The sequence below is a fragment of the Qipengyuania sp. genome (genome assembly GCF_965277845.1).
Lineage (GTDB): Bacteria > Pseudomonadota > Alphaproteobacteria > Sphingomonadales > Sphingomonadaceae > Qipengyuania.
The window spans coordinates 2,767,977-2,786,257 of sequence record NZ_OZ255844.1; the positions used below are offsets into that span (position 1 = coordinate 2,767,977).

General features: G+C 65.8%; 19 protein-coding genes. 8 read left to right on the forward strand and 11 right to left on the reverse strand.

The window, feature by feature from the left end; translation table 11 throughout:
• Positions 1-7: 7 nt before the first annotated feature.
• Both ACQY4G_RS13535 and ACQY4G_RS13540 read left to right on the forward strand, forming a co-directional pair.
• Entirely contained in the window at positions 8-688 is a 681-nt protein-coding gene (locus ACQY4G_RS13535; RefSeq protein WP_421991601.1) for a hypothetical protein, read from the forward strand.
• The gene (locus ACQY4G_RS13540; protein ID WP_421991603.1) at positions 685-1,473 is read left to right on the forward strand and encodes a hydrolase 1, exosortase A system-associated; all 789 of its coding nucleotides are present in this window, start codon (positions 685-687) and stop codon (positions 1,471-1,473) included. Before ACQY4G_RS13535 ends, ACQY4G_RS13540 begins: the two co-directional genes overlap by 4 nt.
• Here the strand turns inward: ACQY4G_RS13540 and ACQY4G_RS13545 are convergent.
• The 8 genes from ACQY4G_RS13545 to ACQY4G_RS13580 all read right to left on the reverse strand — a co-directional run bounded on the left by ACQY4G_RS13545 (position 1,458) and on the right by ACQY4G_RS13580 (position 9,860).
• The gene (locus ACQY4G_RS13545; protein ID WP_421991605.1) at positions 1,458-2,654 is read right to left on the reverse strand and encodes a class I SAM-dependent RNA methyltransferase; all 1,197 of its coding nucleotides are present in this window, start codon (positions 2,652-2,654) and stop codon (positions 1,458-1,460) included. The two genes, ACQY4G_RS13540 and ACQY4G_RS13545, sit on opposite strands and share 16 nt — an antisense overlap.
• Positions 2,651-4,036 carry an NAD(P)H-hydrate dehydratase gene (locus ACQY4G_RS13550; RefSeq protein WP_421991607.1) on the reverse strand — a complete coding sequence of 462 codons (1,386 nt, stop codon included), beginning with the start codon at positions 4,034-4,036 and terminating at the stop codon, positions 2,651-2,653. Before ACQY4G_RS13550 ends, ACQY4G_RS13545 begins: the two co-directional genes overlap by 4 nt.
• A complete protein-coding gene (locus ACQY4G_RS13555) occupies positions 4,029-4,385 on the reverse strand; it encodes a hypothetical protein (RefSeq protein ID WP_421991609.1) in 357 nt (118 codons plus the stop codon). The genes ACQY4G_RS13550 and ACQY4G_RS13555 overlap by 8 nt, the downstream gene beginning before the upstream one ends.
• Positions 4,386-4,423: 38 nt before the next feature.
• Entirely contained in the window at positions 4,424-6,271 is a 1,848-nt protein-coding gene (gene ilvD / locus ACQY4G_RS13560) for a dihydroxy-acid dehydratase (RefSeq protein WP_425061758.1), read from the reverse strand.
• Positions 6,272-6,360: 89 nt separating this feature from the next.
• Positions 6,361-7,086, reverse strand: coding sequence for an N-formylglutamate amidohydrolase (locus tag ACQY4G_RS13565; protein ID WP_421993668.1), 726 nt, complete (start codon positions 7,084-7,086; stop codon positions 6,361-6,363).
• Positions 7,086-7,892 carry a 4-(cytidine 5'-diphospho)-2-C-methyl-D-erythritol kinase gene (locus tag ACQY4G_RS13570; protein ID WP_421991611.1) on the reverse strand — a complete coding sequence of 269 codons (807 nt, stop codon included), beginning with the start codon at positions 7,890-7,892 and terminating at the stop codon, positions 7,086-7,088. The genes ACQY4G_RS13565 and ACQY4G_RS13570 overlap by 1 nt, the downstream gene beginning before the upstream one ends.
• A 4-nt stretch (positions 7,893-7,896) precedes the next feature.
• Positions 7,897-8,199 (reverse strand): hypothetical protein, encoded by a 303-nt coding sequence (locus tag ACQY4G_RS13575; RefSeq protein ID WP_421991613.1) that lies wholly within the window; start codon positions 8,197-8,199, stop codon positions 7,897-7,899.
• A gap of 11 nt (positions 8,200-8,210) precedes the next feature.
• Positions 8,211-9,860, reverse strand: a complete 1,650-nt coding sequence (locus tag ACQY4G_RS13580) for an electron transfer flavoprotein-ubiquinone oxidoreductase (RefSeq protein WP_421991615.1) — start codon at positions 9,858-9,860, stop codon at positions 8,211-8,213.
• 79 nt (positions 9,861-9,939) lie between these two features.
• On the opposite strand from ACQY4G_RS13580, the gene ACQY4G_RS13585 reads away from it, so the two are divergent.
• The 6 genes from ACQY4G_RS13585 to ACQY4G_RS13610 all read left to right on the forward strand — a co-directional run bounded on the left by ACQY4G_RS13585 (position 9,940) and on the right by ACQY4G_RS13610 (position 15,638).
• On the forward strand, positions 9,940-10,725 hold the full coding sequence (locus tag ACQY4G_RS13585) for a hypothetical protein (protein WP_421991617.1): 786 nt from the start codon (positions 9,940-9,942) through the stop codon (positions 10,723-10,725).
• Entirely contained in the window at positions 10,722-12,440 is a 1,719-nt protein-coding gene (locus tag ACQY4G_RS13590) for a lytic transglycosylase domain-containing protein (RefSeq protein ID WP_421991619.1), read from the forward strand. The genes ACQY4G_RS13585 and ACQY4G_RS13590 overlap by 4 nt, the downstream gene beginning before the upstream one ends.
• A gap of 12 nt (positions 12,441-12,452) precedes the next feature.
• The gene (gene moaB / locus ACQY4G_RS13595) at positions 12,453-12,980 is read left to right on the forward strand and encodes a molybdenum cofactor biosynthesis protein B (RefSeq protein ID WP_421991621.1); all 528 of its coding nucleotides are present in this window, start codon (positions 12,453-12,455) and stop codon (positions 12,978-12,980) included.
• Positions 12,981-13,122: 142 nt separating this feature from the next.
• A complete protein-coding gene (locus tag ACQY4G_RS13600; RefSeq protein WP_421991622.1) occupies positions 13,123-14,070 on the forward strand; it encodes a sodium:calcium antiporter in 948 nt (315 codons plus the stop codon).
• A 40-nt stretch (positions 14,071-14,110) separates the two neighbouring features.
• Positions 14,111-15,208 (forward strand): PA0069 family radical SAM protein, encoded by a 1,098-nt coding sequence (locus tag ACQY4G_RS13605; protein ID WP_421991624.1) that lies wholly within the window; start codon positions 14,111-14,113, stop codon positions 15,206-15,208.
• A 115-nt stretch (positions 15,209-15,323) separates the two neighbouring features.
• Complete coding sequence (locus ACQY4G_RS13610; protein ID WP_421991626.1) at positions 15,324-15,638, forward strand: endonuclease domain-containing protein; 315 nt, start codon at positions 15,324-15,326, stop codon at positions 15,636-15,638.
• 47 nt (positions 15,639-15,685) lie between these two features.
• Here the strand turns inward: ACQY4G_RS13610 and ACQY4G_RS13615 are convergent, their stop codons facing one another.
• Genes ACQY4G_RS13615 through ACQY4G_RS13625 form a run of 3 tightly spaced genes read right to left on the reverse strand, consistent with a single transcriptional unit; the run spans position 15,686 to position 18,249 of the window.
• On the reverse strand, positions 15,686-16,117 hold the full coding sequence (locus tag ACQY4G_RS13615; RefSeq protein WP_421991628.1) for a DUF1330 domain-containing protein: 432 nt from the start codon (positions 16,115-16,117) through the stop codon (positions 15,686-15,688).
• Between the two features lie 20 nt (positions 16,118-16,137).
• Positions 16,138-16,605: a DUF411 domain-containing protein gene (locus ACQY4G_RS13620; protein ID WP_421991630.1), complete on the reverse strand. Its 468-nt coding sequence runs from the start codon at positions 16,603-16,605 to the stop codon at positions 16,138-16,140.
• Positions 16,606-16,650: 45 nt separating this feature from the next.
• Positions 16,651-18,249, reverse strand: coding sequence for a long-chain fatty acid--CoA ligase (locus ACQY4G_RS13625; RefSeq protein WP_421991632.1), 1,599 nt, complete (start codon positions 18,247-18,249; stop codon positions 16,651-16,653).
• Positions 18,250-18,281 lie beyond the last annotated feature (32 nt).

Sequence of the window (18,281 nt, forward strand, 5' to 3'; positions counted from 1 at the left end):
TTCCGGCATGTATGCGACATGGCCTTGCCCGCTGCCGGACGGCACCGCGGGCGAGGAAATGGTGCTCGGCTTCGATCGGGCTCGCCAGCAGCGTCTTCTGGTGATCCCGCCGCTGTTTGATGAAGCTAACAAGTTTCGCCGCCAAATCGTTGAAATCATGCGCAGGGTTGATGCGCAGGACATCGATTGCTTTCTGCCCGACCTGCCCGGCTGCAACGAAAGCATCGCCCCCCTCCCCGCGCAGACCATCGCGGGCTGGCGGGCAGCCACTGCCGCGGCCGCGACACATTTCGCGGCGACGCATGTCTTCGCCGTGCGCTCGGGCGGATGGCTGGTCCCCGACACGCTCCCCGGCTGGGTCTATGCGCCGGTCAAGGCGCGCCAGGTGTTGCGTGGCATGCTGCGCGCCCGCAGTCTCGCCGCGCGCGATGCGGGGGTCAGCGAAAGCAGCGAGGACTTGCTGGCCGAGGGACGCGAGAAGGGGCTCACCCTCGCCGGATGGGACCTCGGCGCGCCCCTGATCCGCGAACTGGACGAGGGTGAATTCACCGCATCTCCCGCCGCAATCCCGATCGAACAGGGTGAAGTCGGGGGCAAGCCACTGTGGCTGCGCGCGGAGAACGACGACGATCCCGCGCAGGCCGATGCCTTGGCTGCCATCCTGATCGCCGGCTTGAGCGTCGAATGACCCGGCTGCATCTCGCCTTCGAATGCCAGGGCAAGCGCTGCGGCGCGACGCTCGACAATGCGCCGGGCACCACCGGACTGCTGCTGGTCAGTGGTGGCAACGAGATCCGCGCAGGCGCCTTCAACGGACAGGCACGTCTTGCAGCCGAGATCGCCGGGGCGGGATTTCCCGTATTCCGCTTCGATCGCCGCGGGATCGGAGACAGCGGGGGCGAGAACCGGAGCTTTCGCAAATCCCGCAAGGATATCGCCGCCGCGCTGCTCGCATTCCGCGCGATCGCGCCACAGGTCGAACGAGTCGTCGGATTCGGCAATTGCGACGCCTCCTCCGCACTGATGCTGGCGAGCGGCGCGGGCTGCGACGCACTGGTGCTGAGCAATCCCTGGACCATAGAAGATAACGAGGACGATGCTCCGCCACCCTCGGCGATACGCTCGCGCTACGCCGAAAAACTGAAGAATCCGCGAGAGCTTATGCGCCTTGTTTCAGGCCAGGTCGATCTGAAGAAGCTCGCGCGCGGCCTGCTTCGGGCCGGGCGCACGCACAGCGCGTCCTCTTCGCTGGCCGAGGAAATGCGGGCCGGACTGGCCGAGTTCCCCGGTGATGCGACCATTTTGCTCGCCGAGGGCGATCGCACCGCGCGGGTCTTTGTCGAGCGCTGGGACGCGGATGACGCGCGCATCATGCGGTGCCCCGGTGCCGATCATGCCTATTCGAGCGAAGAGGCACGCCGCTGGCTGCGCCAGCAAATCCTCACGGCGCTGCGCGCTCAGCGGGTGAAATAACTCGTCAGCTCGACATGGGTCGACCAGCGGAACTGGCCCACCGGACGCAGCTTCTCGAGCCGAAATCCTGCCTCCACCAGAACCTTCGCATCGCGCGCCCAGCTCGCCGGGTTGCAGCTGACATAGGCGACGCGGGTCGCCGTGCTCGCGGCGATCTGTGCCACCTGCTCGCGCGCTCCCGCGCGCGGCGGATCGAGCAGGATCGCACCGAAGCGGCTCGCCTCCTCGGGCTGGAGCGGATTGCGGAAGAGATCGCGGTGAAGCGTCAGGACGGGCGCCTGGCGCGCATTGGCGGCTGCCTTGCAGGCAAGATGCGCATCGCGCGCCGCCTCGACCGCCAGCAACTTGCGCGGTCCGGCAAGCGCAAATGCGAAGGTGCCGAGACCGGAGAACAGATCGGCGACGGTCGAAGCGCCCTCGAGGAAATCCGCGGCGTCCCCGACAAGCACGCTCTCGCCGTCGCGCGTCGGCTGGAGGAAGCTGCCGTGCGGAAACGGGACCGCATATCCGCCGAGCGTCACGGTCAGCGGTTCCGGCTCCCACACCGTCTCGGGGCCAAAGCCGCGATCGAGTGAGAGCCGCGCCAGCGCCCGATCGCGCGCGAAATCGAGCATCGCTTCGGTCGCCGCTAACCCTTCGGCTGCGATTCCCTTGATCGTGCATTCTGCCCCCTGGTCGGAAAGCGTCAGTTCGATATCGATCGCCTGCCGTTCGCCATGGCCCGCGACCAGCGCGCGCAAGGGTGCGATCAGCGCGAGCAATTCGGGCACCAGAATATGACATTCGCGCATGTCGACGATCCGATGCGAACCAGCCTCGCGAAAGCCCAGCACCGCGCCTTTCGCAGTGCGCAGGCCGTGCAACGTCGCGCGGCGGCGCGAATGCGGCGGCGAGAGATGCGTGGGCAGAACCGCGCCCACGGCGATGTCCTGCGCTTCGGCTGCATGGACCACGCGGTCGGTCACGAATTGGCGTAGCGCCTCTTCGTCGGCGTGCTGGAGCTGGCATCCCCCGCATCCGGGAAAGTGTCGGCACGGCGGCTCGACATGATGCGGCCCAGGCGTCAGCGTCCCGTCCGCCGCGATCACATCGCCCGGCACGCCGCGCACGACATGCCTGCCCGACGCGGTGACGCCATCGCCGCGCGCCGCAATCCGTTCGATGGTTTCGGTCTCGCTCACAGCAATGCCGCCATGGCCGATCCGACTGCGCGCGCAAGGTCTCCCGCCGAGAAAGCCGGGGACGCGAGCCGCGCCGCTTCGTGATGGAGCCACACGGCTTCCTCGCAGGCGCGCGCCGGATCGCCATGAACAGCGAGCCGCGATGCCGTAACGCCCGCAAGCACATCGCCCGTGCCGGCGACCGACAGCCAGCTCGACCCGCGCGGGAAGAACGATGTCATGACGTCACTTTGCAGGATGGTGTCGGGCCCCTTGGCAAGAAAGGTCAGGCCGGTGGCCTTGTGCAAGTCGCGCGCGCGCTCGAGCTTGCCCTCTCCCGCAATGCCGAAGGTTTCGCACAGCCGGGCGAGCTCGCCTTCATGCGGCGTGATGCACAGTGATGCCGTGTCCGCATCGTCGAGCAACTGCGCGTCCAGCAGGTGCAGCGCATCGGCATCGAGCACCGTCGGCATCTTCCTCGCCAGAACCTGCGCGAGCCGCTCGCGGCCGAGTTCGTTGCGCCCAAGGCCGGGACCGACGAGAAAGGCGGAAATCCGCTCGTCATCGATCCTCTCGGCGAATTCGCCTTGCTCGATGACCAGATCGGCGGGCGCATCGGGATGCGAATGCTCGCTGAACAGTTTCACGTAGCCCGCCCCGGCCCGCATCGCCGCCTCGGCTGCCAGCAACGGTGCGCCGGGCATCGCACCCGCCACGATCGCGAGCAGCCCGCGGCGGTACTTGTGCGCGTCGGAAGTAGGCGCGTGAAATTGCGGTCGGCTGGAGAAACGCGCAGAAACATCCGTGAGTTCGAGGCCGATCTCGACAAGCCTTCGGCAACCCATCGAGGCCATGGCGGGCATCAGGAAATGGGCGTGTTTCCACGCGCCGAGGGCAAGCGTCAATTCATAGTGCGGTAAGGGTCCGAGCACCGTCCCGCTATCGCTCTGCACTGCGCTCGGAACGTCGATTGCTATTTTGTAACAGTCGGTTGTGGCGAGCTCTTCGAGCAATTCGCCAAAATCACCACCAACCTCGCGATCCAGCCCGTAGCCGAACAGGCAGTCCACGACGACAGGATGCTCGAGTGAACCGCTGCGCAGAACCTCGCCTCCAAATTGCGTCCTTGCATGCTGCGCGGTTTCGCTCTTCGGTTCGACCGGCGCGATCACGGTGACCGGATTGCCCTTCCGATGGACGGCCTCGGCGATCACGTAGCCGTCGCCGCCATTGTTGCCCGGACCGCACAGAACCGTGACGGGCCTGCCCGCCGCAACGCGCATCACCCATTGCGCCGCACCCTCGCCCGCGCGCTGCATCAGCGCCCATTCGCTGGTCCCGCCAGCCATAGCCGCCTGCTCGGCAGCGCGCATCTGACCGACGGTGAGGACGGCGTCAGTCATCGGCACCCGCCTCCCAGCGATAGCGGTCTTCACCGATCGCCAGCGTGATCCGGTCGCCCTCGCGCGTGCTGGCGGCCTGTTGCGAGCCATCGAACTCGACGAGACCGGCGGGTGTGTCGGCGGGGGCGAGCTTGCGGAAGCCGCCGTCGGGATGGCGCATCACGAAATAGGTAGAGCCGCCCTCGCGCATTTCGACCAATCGGCATTCGCTGGCGAAATCGCTCGCGCCAATGAGCGCACACGCGACGGGCGTGCCTCCCTCAGACGCGATATCGGGGGCGACCCCACATGCTCCCAGCGCAAACAAGACCGGGATCGGGACAAAGATAAACGAAAACGCGCGTGCCATGCTTCGGCGCTGCCACGCACGCAGCGCGGGGGCAAGCCTCAGCGTCGCTTCACTTGGCTGACATCGCGGATTGCGCCGCGCGCGGCCGAGGTCGTCATCGCCGCATAGGCTTCGAGCGCGGGCGACACGCGGCGTTCGCGCGGGGCGGCGGGGATAAAGCCCTTTTCTTCCAGCGCCGCACGCCTTTCGGCGAGCACATCGTCCGGCACGGCCAAGTTGATCGTACGCTCGGGGATGGAGATCTCGATCAGGTCGCCATCTTCGACCAGCGCGATCGCGCCGCCCTGCGCCGCCTCGGGCGAGACGTGGCCGATCGACAGGCCCGAGGTACCGCCCGAGAAGCGCCCGTCGGTGACCAGCGCGCAGGCCGCGCCCAGCCCTTTGGACTTGAGATAGCTCGTCGGATAGAGCATTTCCTGCATGCCGGGCCCGCCGCGCGGTCCCTCGTAGCGGATCACCACCACGTCGCCTTCGACAACTTGGCCGGTGAGAATCGCGGTCACCGCATCGTCCTGGCTTTCATAGACCTTGGCGGGGCCCGAGAAGGTCAGGATGCTCTCGTCGACGCCAGCGGTTTTCACGATGCAGCCGTCACGCGCGATATTGCCGTAGAGCACTGCCAGTCCGCCATCCTGGCTGAAGGCATGACTTGCGCTACGGATCACACCTGCTTCGCGGTCGAGGTCGAGGCTGTCCCACCGGGCCGACTGGCTGAAGGCGGTTTGCGTTGGCACGCCGCCCGGCGCGGCCGAGTAGAACTGGCGCACCGCAGTGTTCTGCGTGCGACCGATGTCCCAATCGTCGAGCGCATCGCCCATCGTCGGGCTGTGCACGGTGGGCAGTGCGGTGTGGAGGAGCCCCGCTTTCTCCAGCTCACCCAGGATCGCCATGATCCCGCCGGCGCGGTGGACGTCCTCCATGTGCACGTCGTCTTTCGCCGGGGCGACCTTACTGAGGCACGGAACCTTGCGGCTGAGCCGGTCGATGTCCTGCATCGTGAAATCGACCCCCGCCTCATGCGCGGCAGCGAGCAGGTGGAGCACGGTATTGGTCGATCCGCCCATGGCGATATCGAGGCTCATCGCATTTTCGAACGCCGCGAAACTGGCGATCGAGCGCGGCAGAACGCTTGCGTCGTCTTCCTCGTAATACCGCTTCGCCAGCGCTACCACGAGGCGCCCGGCGCGCTCGAACAGGCTCTTGCGGTCGGCATGCGTGGCCAATGTCGAGCCATTGCCCGGCAGCGAGAGGCCCAGCGCCTCGGTCAGGCAGTTCATCGAATTGGCGGTGAACATGCCGCTGCAAGAGCCGCAGGTCGGGCAGGCATTCTGCTCGATCGCGGTGACTTCCTCGTCGGTGTAGCTTTCGTCGGCCGCGGCGACCATGGCATCGACGAGGTCGAGCGCGACCTCCTTGCCCTTCACCACGACCTTGCCCGCTTCCATCGGCCCGCCCGAGACGAACACGGCGGGCACGTTCAATCGCATGGCCGCCATCAGCATGCCGGGCGTGATCTTGTCGCAATTGGAGATGCACACCATGGCATCGGCGCAATGCGCATTGACCATGTATTCGACGCTGTCGGCGATCAGGTCGCGGCTGGGCAGCGAATAGAGCATGCCGTCATGGCCCATGGCGATGCCGTCATCGACCGCGATGGTGTTGAATTCCTTGGCCACCCCGCCCGCCGCCTCGATCTGGCGCGCGACCAGCTGGCCGAGGTCCTTCAGATGGACATGGCCCGGCACGAACTGGGTGAAGCTGTTGACCACGGCAATGATCGGCTTGCCGAAATCATCGTCCTTCATCCCTGTGGCGCGCCACAGGCCGCGTGCGCCGGCCATGTTGCGGCCATGGGTGGTGGTGCGGGAACGATAGGCGGGCATGGCGGGTCTCTCTTGGCTTCGGGCGAAGCCTAGCAGAGAGAGGCCCCCTCGCTAACGGAGGATTGGTGCCGGGCGGGTCAAGCTGGGCTTTAGACCTCCAGCGCCACGCGCCCCATCACATCGGCCAGCAGCAGCGCCCAGCGCGCCTGCCCTGCCTCAGTTTCGATCTGATCCTGGCGGATTTCAACGGTGCAATAGGGAATGCCGTTGGCCTCTGCATGCCGGTCCATCGTCGCGTTGAGCTGCTTGCCCGAATAGGGCTCGTTGTCGCCCACGGTCAGCCCCTGCTCGCCGAACAGCCGGATTGCATGCCGGGCGGCGGTATCGTCCTGATTGTAAAGCAGCGCGACTTCCCACGGGCGCTCCTCGTCACCGGTTTCGAGCGCGGGCGTGAAACTGTGCAGCGCGACCAGCATCTTGGGTTTCGCCTGCTCGATCAGGTCGGCGAGCGCGTTGTGATAGGGTCGGTGGAACCGGGCGAGCCGGGCTTCGACATCCGCGCCGATATTCCCGGGGACCAGCCTGCCGTCGCTTTCGGTCGGGACCACTGCGGGCTCGTCCTCGCGGCGGTGCATATCGCACACCAGGCGGCTTACGCAGGCGATGTGTGCGGGCATGTTGTGGCGCCGTGCGAGCCGCTCGGCGATGCCTTCCACTCCGACATCGAGCGCGATGTGCTCCTCGAGCAGCTTGGGATCGATACCGAGTTCGATTTCCTCGGGAACGTAATTGGAAGCATGATCGGCCACGCACAGGAGCCCTCCCGGACGCAGGTCTTCGGTGCCGACCTGGCGATAGGGGAGGTTGTCGATCATCATCGCAGGATCCCTTTCATCTGCCACCAGCCCGGGTGGTGCTCTTCGATTTGCTGGGCAGCCACGTCGCGAGCGGACGCACTGTCGTAGAGCGCGAAACACGTCGCCCCCGAACCGGACATACGGGCGAGAAAGGGCGAAGTTCCGCGCAGCGCTTCCAGAACACCCGCAATCTGGGGGCAGAGCGAAATCGCAGGTGTCTCGAGATCGTTGCGTCCCACAAGCGCCATTGTGCGGGCATCTCCCAGTGGCAGAGCACCCCGATCCTCACCGTCCCAATGTTTGAACACCGGTCCGGTGGAGAGCGGGACGCGCGGATTGACGAGCAGGACGGGCGTGCCCGCGAGGCTGTCGTCGGCCGGTTCGAGCTCGGTCCCGGTCCCGCGCCCGATGCAGGTGCAACTTTCGACGCAGGCCGGGACATCGGCGCCGAGGGCGGTGGCGCGTGCGTGCCAGTACTCGGGCAGGCCGTAGCGCTGCTTGACGATGCGGAATACGGCGCCCGCGTCGGCCGAACCCCCGCCCAGCCCCGCTGCGACGGGGAGGTTCTTTTCCAGCGTGATCGCGAGGCCATCGGCGCGCGGCAGCTTGCCCAGCGCCTTGGCGACGAGATTGTCGAACAGATCGTCGAGCCCGCCGGCAAACTCGCCGAGCACCCGCACGCTATCCTGCGTCGCAGTGCTCGCCGTCAGCACATCGCCCGCATCGATGAAAGCAAACAGCGTTTCAAGTTCGTGATACCCGTCCTCACGCCGCTTGCGGACATGAAGCGCAAGGTTGATCTTGGCATAGGCGGTTTCGCGCATCGGATTAGATAGCGCTCGCTGGCTCACGCCGGGCAAAAATGGTCAGCCAGCTACTGTCCAACGCAATCTTCTCAGGCGCATCGCAGCGTTCGATTTGCTCAGCCAGATCATATTCTGGGAAATCAGCAATGACTTCCGTCCCTGCGCAGTTGGCGGATTCCCGATCCTCTGCGGAGGGCTCCCCGTCAAAGTAGAAGCGCAAGATGATTTCCTGGCGGTCCGCTTTAGCTACCACCAGACGTAAAGCTGGTCCTACCTCTCCCAGGAGCGCGCGATTAACCGAACAAATGAGCGACGCGCGCTCCATAATGCCAATCCTCACATATTCGGATAGTTCGGCCCGCCGCCGCCTTCGGGCGTGGTCCATTCGATGTTCTGGTTCGGGTCCTTGATGTCGCAGGTCTTGCAGTGGACGCAGTTCTGCGAGTTGATCTGGAATTTCATCTCACCCGAATCCTCGTCTTCCAGCCACTCGTAGACGCCCGCCGGGCAATAGCGGTTCGACGGCCCGGCATAAATGCCCAGCTCGCTCGCCTTCTGCAGCTCCATGTCCTGCACCTTGAGGTGGACCGGCTGGTCCTCGGCGTGGTTGGTGTAGCTGAAGCTGACATTGGTCAGCTTGTCGAAGCTCAGCTCCCCGTCGGGCTTGGGATAGGCGATCGGCTTGAACAGGTCCGCGCGCTGCAGCATCTCGTGATCGCGGTGGTGCTTCATCGTGATCGGCAGACCGATCTTGAGCGTCCGCATCCACATGTCGATGCCCGCCAGCACCGTGCCCAGATCCTCGCCATATTTGGCGACGGCAGGCTGCGCGTTCTTCACCTTCTTGAGTTCGTCGGCGATCCAGCTGTCGCGCACGGCGGCGTCGTAATCCATCAACTCGCTGTGTTCGCTGCCAGCGGCGATCGCATCGGCGATGCTTTCGGCCGCCAACATTCCGCTCTTCATCGCGGTGTGGCTGCCCTTGATGCGGGGCACGTTGACGAAGCCCGCCGCGCAGCCGATCAGCGCGCCGCCCGGGAAGGCGAGCTTGGGCACGCTCTGCCAGCCGCCTTCGTTGATGACGCGCGCGCCATAGGCCACCCGCTTGCCCCCTTCGAGGATCGCGGCGATCTCGGGATGGTGCTTCCAGCGCTGGAATTCCTGGTAGGGCGACACATAGGGGTTCGCGTAATCGAGCGCGGTCACGAAGCCTAGCGCGACCTGCCCGTTCGCCTGGTGGTAGAGGAAACCGCCGCCCCAGGTGCCGGTCTCCGAAAGCGGCCAGCCCTGCGTGTGGATCACACGGCCGGGCTCGTGCTTGTCGGGATCGATATCCCACAATTCCTTGACGCCGAGGCCGTAGACCTGCGGCTGGCAATCGGCCTCGAGGTCGTATTTCGCCTTCATCTGCTTGGTCAGATTGCCGCGCGCGCCCTCTGCGAACAGCGTGTATTTCGCGTGGATTTCCATGCCCGGCTGGTAATCGCCCTTTTGCGACCCGTCCTCGGCGATGCCCATGTCCTGCGTCACGGCGCCGGTCACCGCGCCGACGTCGTTGAACAGCACTTCGGCAGCAGGGAAGCCCGGGAAGACCATCACGCCCAGCCCTTCGGCCTGTTCGCCCAGCCAGCGCGCGAGATTACCCAGCGAGCCGGTATAGTTGCCGTGATTGCCCATGAACGGCGGCAGGAGGAATTCGGGCAGGTCGGACTTGCCGCTCTCCGAAAGGACCCAATGGTGGTTCTCGGTGACCGGCGTTTCGGCCATCGGGCAATCCATGTTGCGCCAGTCGGGCAGCAGCTCGTTGAGCGCCTTGGGATCGACCACCGCGCCCGAGAGGATATGTGCGCCGATTTCGCTGCCCTTTTCGAGCACCACGACCTCGAGTTCCTCGTTGATCTGCTTCAGCCGGATCGCTGCAGCAAGGCCGGCTACGCCTCCGCCGATGATGACGACGTCGCAGGGCATCGATTCGCGTTCGCTCATGTCTCTCTCTTTTCGTCGCGTAACTGTTGCGAATGCCTTGATTGGTGGCGCTATAGAGGTCAAGACCCGGACCCGAGGAATGATGCACGCCGAAACCCCGAAAATGCGCGATTTCGCAGCGCTCGAAAGCCTCGAAGGCGCGCTCGACTGGTGGCGCGAGGCGGGCGTCGACGCGGATTTCGCCGACGAGGCGAGCGGTTGGCTGGCGGAGCCCGAGTCCGAGAATGCCGTAGCGGCTCCCCCGCCGCCCCCGCCGCTGAAGATCGAGCGCAAGACCGCGCTCCAGCGTGCGCTCGCCCAGCCTGAAATACCTGCGACCAGGATCGATCCGGCAACGCTGCCTGGCAGTCTCGAAAATTTTCGCGAATGGTGGATGAGCGACCCCTCGCTTGCCGAGGGCGCGCTCGACCGCCGCGTGCCGCCGCGCGGAGTTGCCGCAGCCAAACTGATGCTGCTGGTTCCCCAGCCATTCGATGACGATGCCGAAGGCTTGCTGACCGGCGGCGCGGGCAAGTTCGTCAATTCCATGCTCAAGGCGATGGGGATCACCGGGCATGAGGCCTATTTTGCCAGCGCGCTGCCCGCGCCCATGGCAATGCCAGACTGGGCGCAACTGGCAGCATCCGGTCGGGGGGACGTCGTCCGGCATCATATCGCGCTCGCCGCACCGCAACGCGTCGTACTGTTCGGCCGCGCACAACTGGCGCTGTTCGGCATGACGCCCGAGCAGGCGCGCGAACCACTGTCGATCGAATGCGGCGGTAAGCCCGTTGCGCTGCTCGCCGCGCCCGATCTGCGCAATCTCGCCCGCTCGGCTGCCCGGCGGGAGACTTTCTGGAACCGCTGGCTGGACTGGACCCGATGATCCTACGCACACTCGCGCTCGCTACCTTGGCCACCGCATCGCTCTCCGCCGAGGCCGCGATGGCGCAGAACGGCAGCGTCGATTACTTCACCCGCTCGCGCGCCGCCGCCCTGCCGCAGTTGCTCTCGACCGACGACCGCGCCTATTACGGTTCGCTGTTCGAAGCGATCGATGCGCGCAACTGGGACCGGGTCGAGGTGATGCTCACCAGCCGCACCGATGGTCCGCTGCACGGCGCGGCGCTGGCGAGCTATTACCTCCACCCCGAAAGCCCGCGGATCGAACTGCCGCGGATCGAGGCCTGGCTGGCCCGTTACGCCGACCTTCCCGAGGCGGAGGCGATGGTCCGGCTGGGGCAGACGCGCGGACTCGAAAACCCGCCACGCCTTCGCGCCGAGCGCAATTTCGTCCGCCAGCCCGGTATGACCAAGCGCATCCGTCCGCGCGCGGTCCAGGACGGGACGATGCCCGAAAGCGTGAAGTCGGCGATCCTCGAGCGGATAACCAATGACGATCCCGACGGCGCCCGGCTGCTGCTCGACGGGGTCGATGCGACGCTCTCTCCGCAGGCGCGCGCCGAATGGCGCTATCGGGTCGCCTGGAGCTATTACATCGAGAACCAGGACGCGCAGGCTTGGGCGCTTGCCGATACGGTGCGCGACGGTGGCAGCGGCGCCTGGGTGGCGGAGGGTGACTGGTCCGCCGGGCTCGCCGCCTGGCGACTGGGCGATTGCGAGCGCGCCGCCGAGGCCTTCCAGCGTTCTGCCGCCGGCGCGGTCAATCCCGAACTCGGCGCCGCCGCGCATTACTGGGCGAGCCGCGCCTTGATCCGCTGCCGCATGCCCGAGCAGGCGGACGAGCAATTGCGCGGCGCGGCCCGCTTCCCCGAAACGCTCTACGGCATGCTCGCGCACGAGCAGATGGGGCGCGACCTGCCGCCCACGCATACCGAGCCCGACCTCACCGCCGAGGACTGGCGCCGGTTGCAGGATGAGCAGGCGGTACGCCAAGCAGTGATGCTCGCGGAAATCGGCCAGCGCGAGCAGGCGGAGAACGACATCCTGTGGCTGGTGCGAACCGGCGATCCGGACGATTTCGGCGCGCTCGCCCGCCTTGCCCGCGCACTCGGGCTGACCGGCGCGCAGAATTACATGGCCTACAACGCCCCGCGCGGTGAGGCGACGCACCCGAGCTTGCGCTATCCGGTTACCTTCCGCGCACCCGTGGGCGGCTGGCGGGTCGATCCGGCGCTCGCTTTTGCGCACGCTTTGCAGGAATCGAATTTCCGCGAACGCGTGGTCAGCCCGGCGGGAGCGATCGGCCTAATGCAGATCATGCCGATCACGCGCCGCGAATATGCCGCCTCGATCAATATGAGCGCGGGCGCCGACCTCAAGGACCCGGCGGTCAACCTCGCATTCGGTCAGCGCACGCTCGAAGCGCTCGGCAGCGCGAATTACACGCAGGGCAAGCTGCCCAAGGTGATGGCCGCCTACAATGCCGGCCCCAGCCCGGTGATGCGCTGGGAAAGCGAGATCCGCGACCAGGATGATCCGCTGTTGTGGATGGAATCGATCCCCTATTGGGAAACCCGCGGCTATGTCGCGATCGTGATGCGCAATTACTGGATGTACCTGCGCCAGGCCAATGCCCTAACCCCCAGCCGCACCGACCTTGCCGAAAACGACTGGCCGCTATTCCCCCGCGTCCGATAGGAGTCTGTCCCCATGGCGATCGACGAAAGCCTTGCCTTCAAGCCGGTCCGCATCGCGTTGCTGACCGTTTCGGATTCGCGCACGCCGGCCGACGATAGCTCGGGCGATATCCTCGCCCAGCGGATCGAGGACGCCGGCCACGATTTGGCGACCCGCGAGATCAGCCGCGACGATGTCGACGAGCTGACCGCGCACCTGCATCGCTGGATCGATGACGAAAGCATCGATTGCATCATTTGTACCGGCGGTACCGGCCTTACCGGGCGCGATGTGACGCCCGAAGCACTCCACAAGGTCAAGAGCAAGGACATCCCCGGCTTCGGTGAACTGTTCCGCTGGCTCAGCTACGAGACCATCGGCACCAGCACGATCCAGAGCCGCGCCTGCGCGGTGCTGGCGCGCGGGACCTACATCTTCGCGCTGCCCGGCTCGAACGGCGCAGTGAAGGACGGGTGGGACAAGATCCTCGTCCACCAGCTCGACAGCCGCTTTCGTCCCTGCAATTTCGTCGAGCTGATGCCGCGCCTGCGCGAGCGCTGAGGAACCTCACTATTGCCCCACGCGTCCTCACGATAAGCTGCCAAGGGGGCGCCACCTGCCCGACATCGCCCTGCTTTCGACAAGCACGGTCCTGCTACTGTTCGGTGCGACGGCGCTGGTCATCGCGCTCGTCGGCACAAGGATGGCAGGGCTGGCGGATACGCTTGCCGATCGCACAGGTTTCGGAGAGGCACTGGTCGGCTCGGTCCTGCTCGGTGCAGGGACCAGCATCGCCGGTATCGTGACTTCGACCAGCACGGCGGCCAGCGGCGCCCCCGACCTGGCCATATCCAACGCGGTGGGAGGCATCGCGGCGCAGACCATGTTCTTGGCCATCGCCGATGTCGCTTATCGCCGGGTCAATCTCGAACATGCCGCCGCCAGCCCGGTCAACCTGGGCCAGGCCAGCGTGCTGATCATCCTCCTGATCCTGCCGATAATGGCCTGGGCCTCACCGCCGATAGCGATCTGGAGCGTCAACCTGCTCACCCCCGTGCTGGTCGCGACCTATCTGGTCGGCCTGCATAACGCCCACCGGATCAAGCAGGAGCCGATGTGGTTGCCGCGCAGCACCAGCGATACGCGCGACGAAGACGAGGACGAGTGCGACGATGACCGGCCGATCTGGCTCTTGGCAGCGTTGTTCGCGGCTACGGTCGGGGTCGTTGGCCTATGCGGCTGGCTCGTCGGCGCCACCGGACTCGAACTGTCGCAGCGGCTCGGCATCTCGCAAGGCGTCGTCGGCGCGCTGGGCACGGCGGTGGTCACCTCGCTGCCCGAGCTCGTCACCACCATCGCCGCCGTGCGTCGCGGCGCGCTCCAACTTGCGGTCGGCGGGATCATCGGCGGCAATATGTTCGACGCGCTGTTCGTCGCCGCGAGCGATGTCGCCTATCGCGATGGCAGCATATACAATGCCATCACCGAGCGTACCGTATTCTGGATGGCACTGGCCATCCTGATGACTGCCGTGCTGCTCCTCGGCCTGCTGCGGCGCGAACGGCAGGGCCCGGGCGGGATCGGCTGGGAATCGGTGCTGCTGATCGGGCTTTGGCTCGGCGGGGCGGCGATCCAGGTCACGCTCGGATAGCGTCTCGACCAGCGCACATGTTCCTTGTATGTTCTCATACATGGAACGCCGACTCGCCCCCGCCATCGCCGGTCGCGGCGCGCAGGGTGCCGAGGTGCCCACGCGCTTCGGCCTCGCCACGCGCGAGGAGGACGGCGACTGGCGCGACTATGTAGAGCAGCTGGCCAATCTCGAAGGGGGCCCGCCGGTGAAACTGCGCACGCAGGTGACCGAGGAGCATCCGAAGACGATCCTCAGCTTCAACCAGTCGCCCGACGTGCCCTTCGACCGGTCGGTCAACGCCTATCGCGGGTGCGAGCACGGCTGCGTTTACTGCTTCGCGCGGCCCACGCATGCCTATCACGACCTGTCGCCCGGGCTGGATTTCGAGACCAGGCTCTTCGCCAAGCCCAACGCGGCGGAGCTCTTGCGGGCAACGCTGGCCAAGCCGAAATATCGCCCCAAGCCGATTTCGATGGGGACCAATACGGATCCCTACCAGCCGATCGAGGCGCGGTATCGGATCACGCGGAAGGTGCTCGAAGTGTGCCTCGACGCTCGCCATCCTGTGACGATCACCACCAAGTCGGACCGCTTGCTGGCCGATCTGGATCTTCTGGAGCAGCTCGCCGAGCGCCGATTGGTGGCGGTCGCAATATCGGTGACCACGCTCGATCCGAAACTGTCGGGAAAGCTCGAACCGCGCGCAGCTGCTCCCGCCAAGCGGCTGCGGGCCTTGCAGAAACTGGTCGAAGCGGATGTCCCCACGCATTGCTCGGCCTCACCGATCATCCCCGCGATCACCGACGAGTTCATGGAGGAGATCGTCCAGCGCGTTGCCGCCATCGGCGTCGGCAGCGTCGGCTGGATCCCGCTGCGCCTGCCGCATGAGGTCGCCCCACTGTTCCGCGAATGGCTCTCGGTCCATTTCCCCGAACGCGGCGACAAGGTGATGAGCATCGTCCGCTCGATCCGCGGCGGCCGCGACAACGATCCCGACTTCCACACCCGCATGAAGCCGAGCGGTGTCTGGGCCGACCTCTTCCGCGCCCGCTTTCGGGTGGCCTGCAAGCGTGCGGGGCTCGGCAAGGCGAAGTTCGAGCTCGATTGCACGCAGTTCAGGCCGCCAGCGGTGGGCGGGCAGTTGCGGTTGCTATGAATGCCTCCCCGTTCCGGGGAGGGGGACCGCCGAAGGCGGTGGAGGGGTACATGCCATGATCAATGGGCCGAGAGAAACGATCAAGCGAGCACGCCAACTACGCAGCGACATGAGCATGCCCGAGCGCCTCTTGTGGCAGCATCTCCGCGCGCGCCCCGGCGGTTTCAAGTTTCGACGCCAGCACCCTGCGGGCCTTTACGTTCTCGACTTCTATTGCGCACGGCTGCGATTGGCCGTCGAGGTCGATGGCTGGGCGCATGACAGCGTCGAGACGATTGCGCGCGACAGGAACCGGTCGGCTTTCCTGCGATCGCAGGGCATCGCAACAACTCGAATTCCTGCGAGGGCCGTGCTTACTGATGTCGAGGCCGTGATTACGCGGCTCACCGAAATCTGTAGCACGCGCGCAGCCGACCTTTTGAAGTGCTGAGGGTGCCCCTCCACCACTACGTGGTCCCCCTCCCCGTTCCGGGGAGGCTAAAACCCCTCGCCCGCCTCGCCCTGCGCAAACCGCATCAGCCTGCTGTCCGCCAGCGCTGCGGTGCGGTTGACGACCGCCTGCTGGTAGTCCGGATCCTTGATCATCTCGAAGAAGGCGCCCGCATTGGGGTATTGCGCCACGAAGCCATCGTGCCAGCGCTTGTCGTCGGGCCCGGTCACCATCGTCTGGAACGCCCCGCGCCAGACGATCTCGCCGCCCACGCGGCGGAAGATCGGGCCGCTGGTTTTGCCGTATTCCTCATAGGCGCGGCGTCCGCTCCAGCCGTTGCCGTGATGCTCGTGACCTTCCGGATATTCCGCGAGGTCGCGGTAGAGCAGCAGGTTGAGCATGTGGATCGGCTCGTCGCGCGGCAGGTCCTTGAAAGCCTGGAAATTGGCCGGGCTCGGATCGATATAGGTTTCGCTCATCGGGTCTCCCCCTTTGTCGTTCAGTGACGGTGCGCGGGGGCATCGCCTTCGTAGCGCGCCCATACGCGGTGCTTGCCGTCGCGACCGATCAGCACGACCATATAGGGGTCCGACCGTCCAGGAACCTCCATCCCCGGCGACCCCGCGACCATGCCGGGAACGCTGAGGCCGTCCGCATCAGGTCGGCTGGCGAGCAGCCGCCGGATGTCGGCGGCAGGGACGTGTCCCTCGATCGTGTAGCCCTCCACCCTGGCCGTATGGCAGGAGCGCAAAGTGTCGGGCACTCCGGCAGCCCGCGCAACCGGATTGAGATCCTCGACATCGCGTACAGTCACGTTGAAGCCGGCGGCTTCCATCCGCTCGACCCATTCGCTGCAGCACCCGCACCACGGCGTCTTGGTCACGTCGATCACCGTGGCAGCGGCGGCCTGCGTACAGGCGAGCAGTGCGAGCGGGGCGAGCAGCATGGAAAGCGGACGGCGTTTCATGTCGTGGGAGTCCCTGGTTCTTCGAATTGCACGGAAAGGTGCGGCTCAGCCGAGCGTATAGTCGCTGAACCGCTCGCGCAGGTCCTTCTTGCTGATCTTGCCGGTGGCTGTGTGCGGGATGTCGTCGACGAATTCGACCGCATCGGGCAACCACCACTTGGCGACCTTGTCGGCAAGGAAGCTGGTGAGATCCTCGGCGCCGACGTCCTGCCCTTCCTTGCGGACCACGAAGAGCACGGGGCGCTCGTCCCATTTGGGGTGCGGCATGCCGATCGCCGCGGCCTCGGCGACAGCGGGATGGCCGACGGCGGCATTTTCCAGCTCGACCGAGCTGATCCATTCGCCGCCCGACTTTATCACGTCCTTGGTCCGGTCGGTGATCTGCATGGTGCCGTCGGGGTGAAGGATCGCCACGTCCCCGGTGTTGAACCAGCCATCGGCGTCGATCGCATCTTCCTCGGCCTTGAAATAGCGCTTCACCACCCATGGTCCGCGAATGTGCAGCGCGCCCGATGTCTTGCCATCGCGCGGCAACACCTTGGTCGGATCGTCGAGATCGACCGTGCGCAGTTCGACGCCGAAAATCGGGCGCCCCTGTTTCATGGTCTTTTCGACCCTCTGGTCGAAGGTGAGCTGGTCCCAGTCGCCGGTGGGTCCGCCGACGGTGCCTATCGGGCTCGTCTCGGTCATGCCCCAGGCGTGCTGGACGCGGGTGCCGTTCTTCATCAGCCGCTCGATCATGAAGCGCGGCGCGGCGCTGCCGCCGATCGTCGCCGCCTTGAGCTTGGGCAGATCGAGACCGTTGGCATCGCAATACTGGAAATGCGCCAGCCACACGGTCGGTACACCGGCGGAATCGGTGACGCCTTCGGTTTTCATCAGCTCGTCGAGCACGGCGGGATCGTTGACCGCGCTGAACACGAATTTGATGCCGGCCATCGCGCCTGCATAGGGCAGGCCCCAGCTCGCCGCGTGGAACATCGGCACGACGGGGAGCATCACGCTCGACGCGCTGAAGTTGAACGCGGCGGGCTGCAACCCGGCGATCGCGTGCAGCATGGTCGAGCGGTGCTCGTACTGGACGCCCTTCGGATTACCCGTGGTGCCGCTGGTATAGCAGATCATGCACGGGTCGCGTTCGTCGACCTCGGCCCATTGGTAGTCGCCGTCATGCCCGCCGATCCATTCTTCGAAGCTTGTCGTGTGCTCGCCCGAATCGAAGCAGATGTAATGTTCCACGCCCGGCCACTTGTCGCGCATCTTGTCGATGATCGGCTGGAACGCCGCATCGTAGAGCATGACTTTGTCTTCGGCGTGGTTGACGATGTATTCGAGCTGGTCCTCGAAAAGGCGCGGGTTGCAGGTGTGCAGCACGCCGCCCATCCCCGCCACGCCGAACCAGCTGACGAGGTGACGCGCATGGTTCATCGCGAGGCTGGCGACCTTGTCGCCCTTCTTGAGGCCAAGCGCGAGCAGCGCCTGGCTCATCTTACGAGCATCGCGATGGATGCCCGCCCAGTCGGTGCGGGTTTCGCTCCCATCGGCCCAGCGGGTGACGATTTCACGGTCGGGGGCTTCCCGGGCAGCGTGGTCGATCACATGCCCAATGCGCATGGTCCAGTCCTGCATCGCGCCAAGCGACATACTCTCTCCTCTCCATTTTGGTCATTGCGAGG

Excerpts from the sequence above, each read along its gene's own strand:
- ACQY4G_RS13535 (WP_421991601.1), top strand. The coding sequence starts at position 8 with ATGTATGCGACATGGCCTTGCCCGCTGCCGGACGGCACCGCGGGCGAG.
- ACQY4G_RS13540 (WP_421991603.1), top strand. The coding sequence starts at position 685 with ATGACCCGGCTGCATCTCGCCTTCGAATGCCAGGGCAAGCGCTGCGGC.
- ACQY4G_RS13550 (WP_421991607.1), bottom strand. The coding sequence starts at position 4,036 with ATGACTGACGCCGTCCTCACCGTCGGTCAGATGCGCGCTGCCGAGCAG.
- ACQY4G_RS13555 (WP_421991609.1), bottom strand. The coding sequence starts at position 4,385 with ATGGCACGCGCGTTTTCGTTTATCTTTGTCCCGATCCCGGTCTTGTTT.
- ilvD (WP_425061758.1), bottom strand. The coding sequence starts at position 6,271 with ATGCCCGCCTATCGTTCCCGCACCACCACCCATGGCCGCAACATGGCC.
- ACQY4G_RS13565 (WP_421993668.1), bottom strand. The coding sequence starts at position 7,086 with ATGATCGACAACCTCCCCTATCGCCAGGTCGGCACCGAAGACCTGCGT.
- ACQY4G_RS13570 (WP_421991611.1), bottom strand. The coding sequence starts at position 7,892 with ATGCGCGAAACCGCCTATGCCAAGATCAACCTTGCGCTTCATGTCCGC.
- ACQY4G_RS13575 (WP_421991613.1), bottom strand. The coding sequence starts at position 8,199 with ATGGAGCGCGCGTCGCTCATTTGTTCGGTTAATCGCGCGCTCCTGGGA.
- ACQY4G_RS13580 (WP_421991615.1), bottom strand. The coding sequence starts at position 9,860 with ATGAGCGAACGCGAATCGATGCCCTGCGACGTCGTCATCATCGGCGGA.
- ACQY4G_RS13585 (WP_421991617.1), top strand. The coding sequence starts at position 9,940 with ATGATGCACGCCGAAACCCCGAAAATGCGCGATTTCGCAGCGCTCGAA.
- ACQY4G_RS13590 (WP_421991619.1), top strand. The coding sequence starts at position 10,722 with ATGATCCTACGCACACTCGCGCTCGCTACCTTGGCCACCGCATCGCTC.
- moaB (WP_421991621.1), top strand. The coding sequence starts at position 12,453 with ATGGCGATCGACGAAAGCCTTGCCTTCAAGCCGGTCCGCATCGCGTTG.
- ACQY4G_RS13600 (WP_421991622.1), top strand. The coding sequence starts at position 13,123 with ATGGCAGGGCTGGCGGATACGCTTGCCGATCGCACAGGTTTCGGAGAG.
- ACQY4G_RS13605 (WP_421991624.1), top strand. The coding sequence starts at position 14,111 with ATGGAACGCCGACTCGCCCCCGCCATCGCCGGTCGCGGCGCGCAGGGT.
- ACQY4G_RS13610 (WP_421991626.1), top strand. The coding sequence starts at position 15,324 with ATGCCCGAGCGCCTCTTGTGGCAGCATCTCCGCGCGCGCCCCGGCGGT.
- ACQY4G_RS13615 (WP_421991628.1), bottom strand. The coding sequence starts at position 16,117 with ATGAGCGAAACCTATATCGATCCGAGCCCGGCCAATTTCCAGGCTTTC.
- ACQY4G_RS13620 (WP_421991630.1), bottom strand. The coding sequence starts at position 16,605 with ATGAAACGCCGTCCGCTTTCCATGCTGCTCGCCCCGCTCGCACTGCTC.
- ACQY4G_RS13625 (WP_421991632.1), bottom strand. The coding sequence starts at position 18,249 with ATGTCGCTTGGCGCGATGCAGGACTGGACCATGCGCATTGGGCATGTG.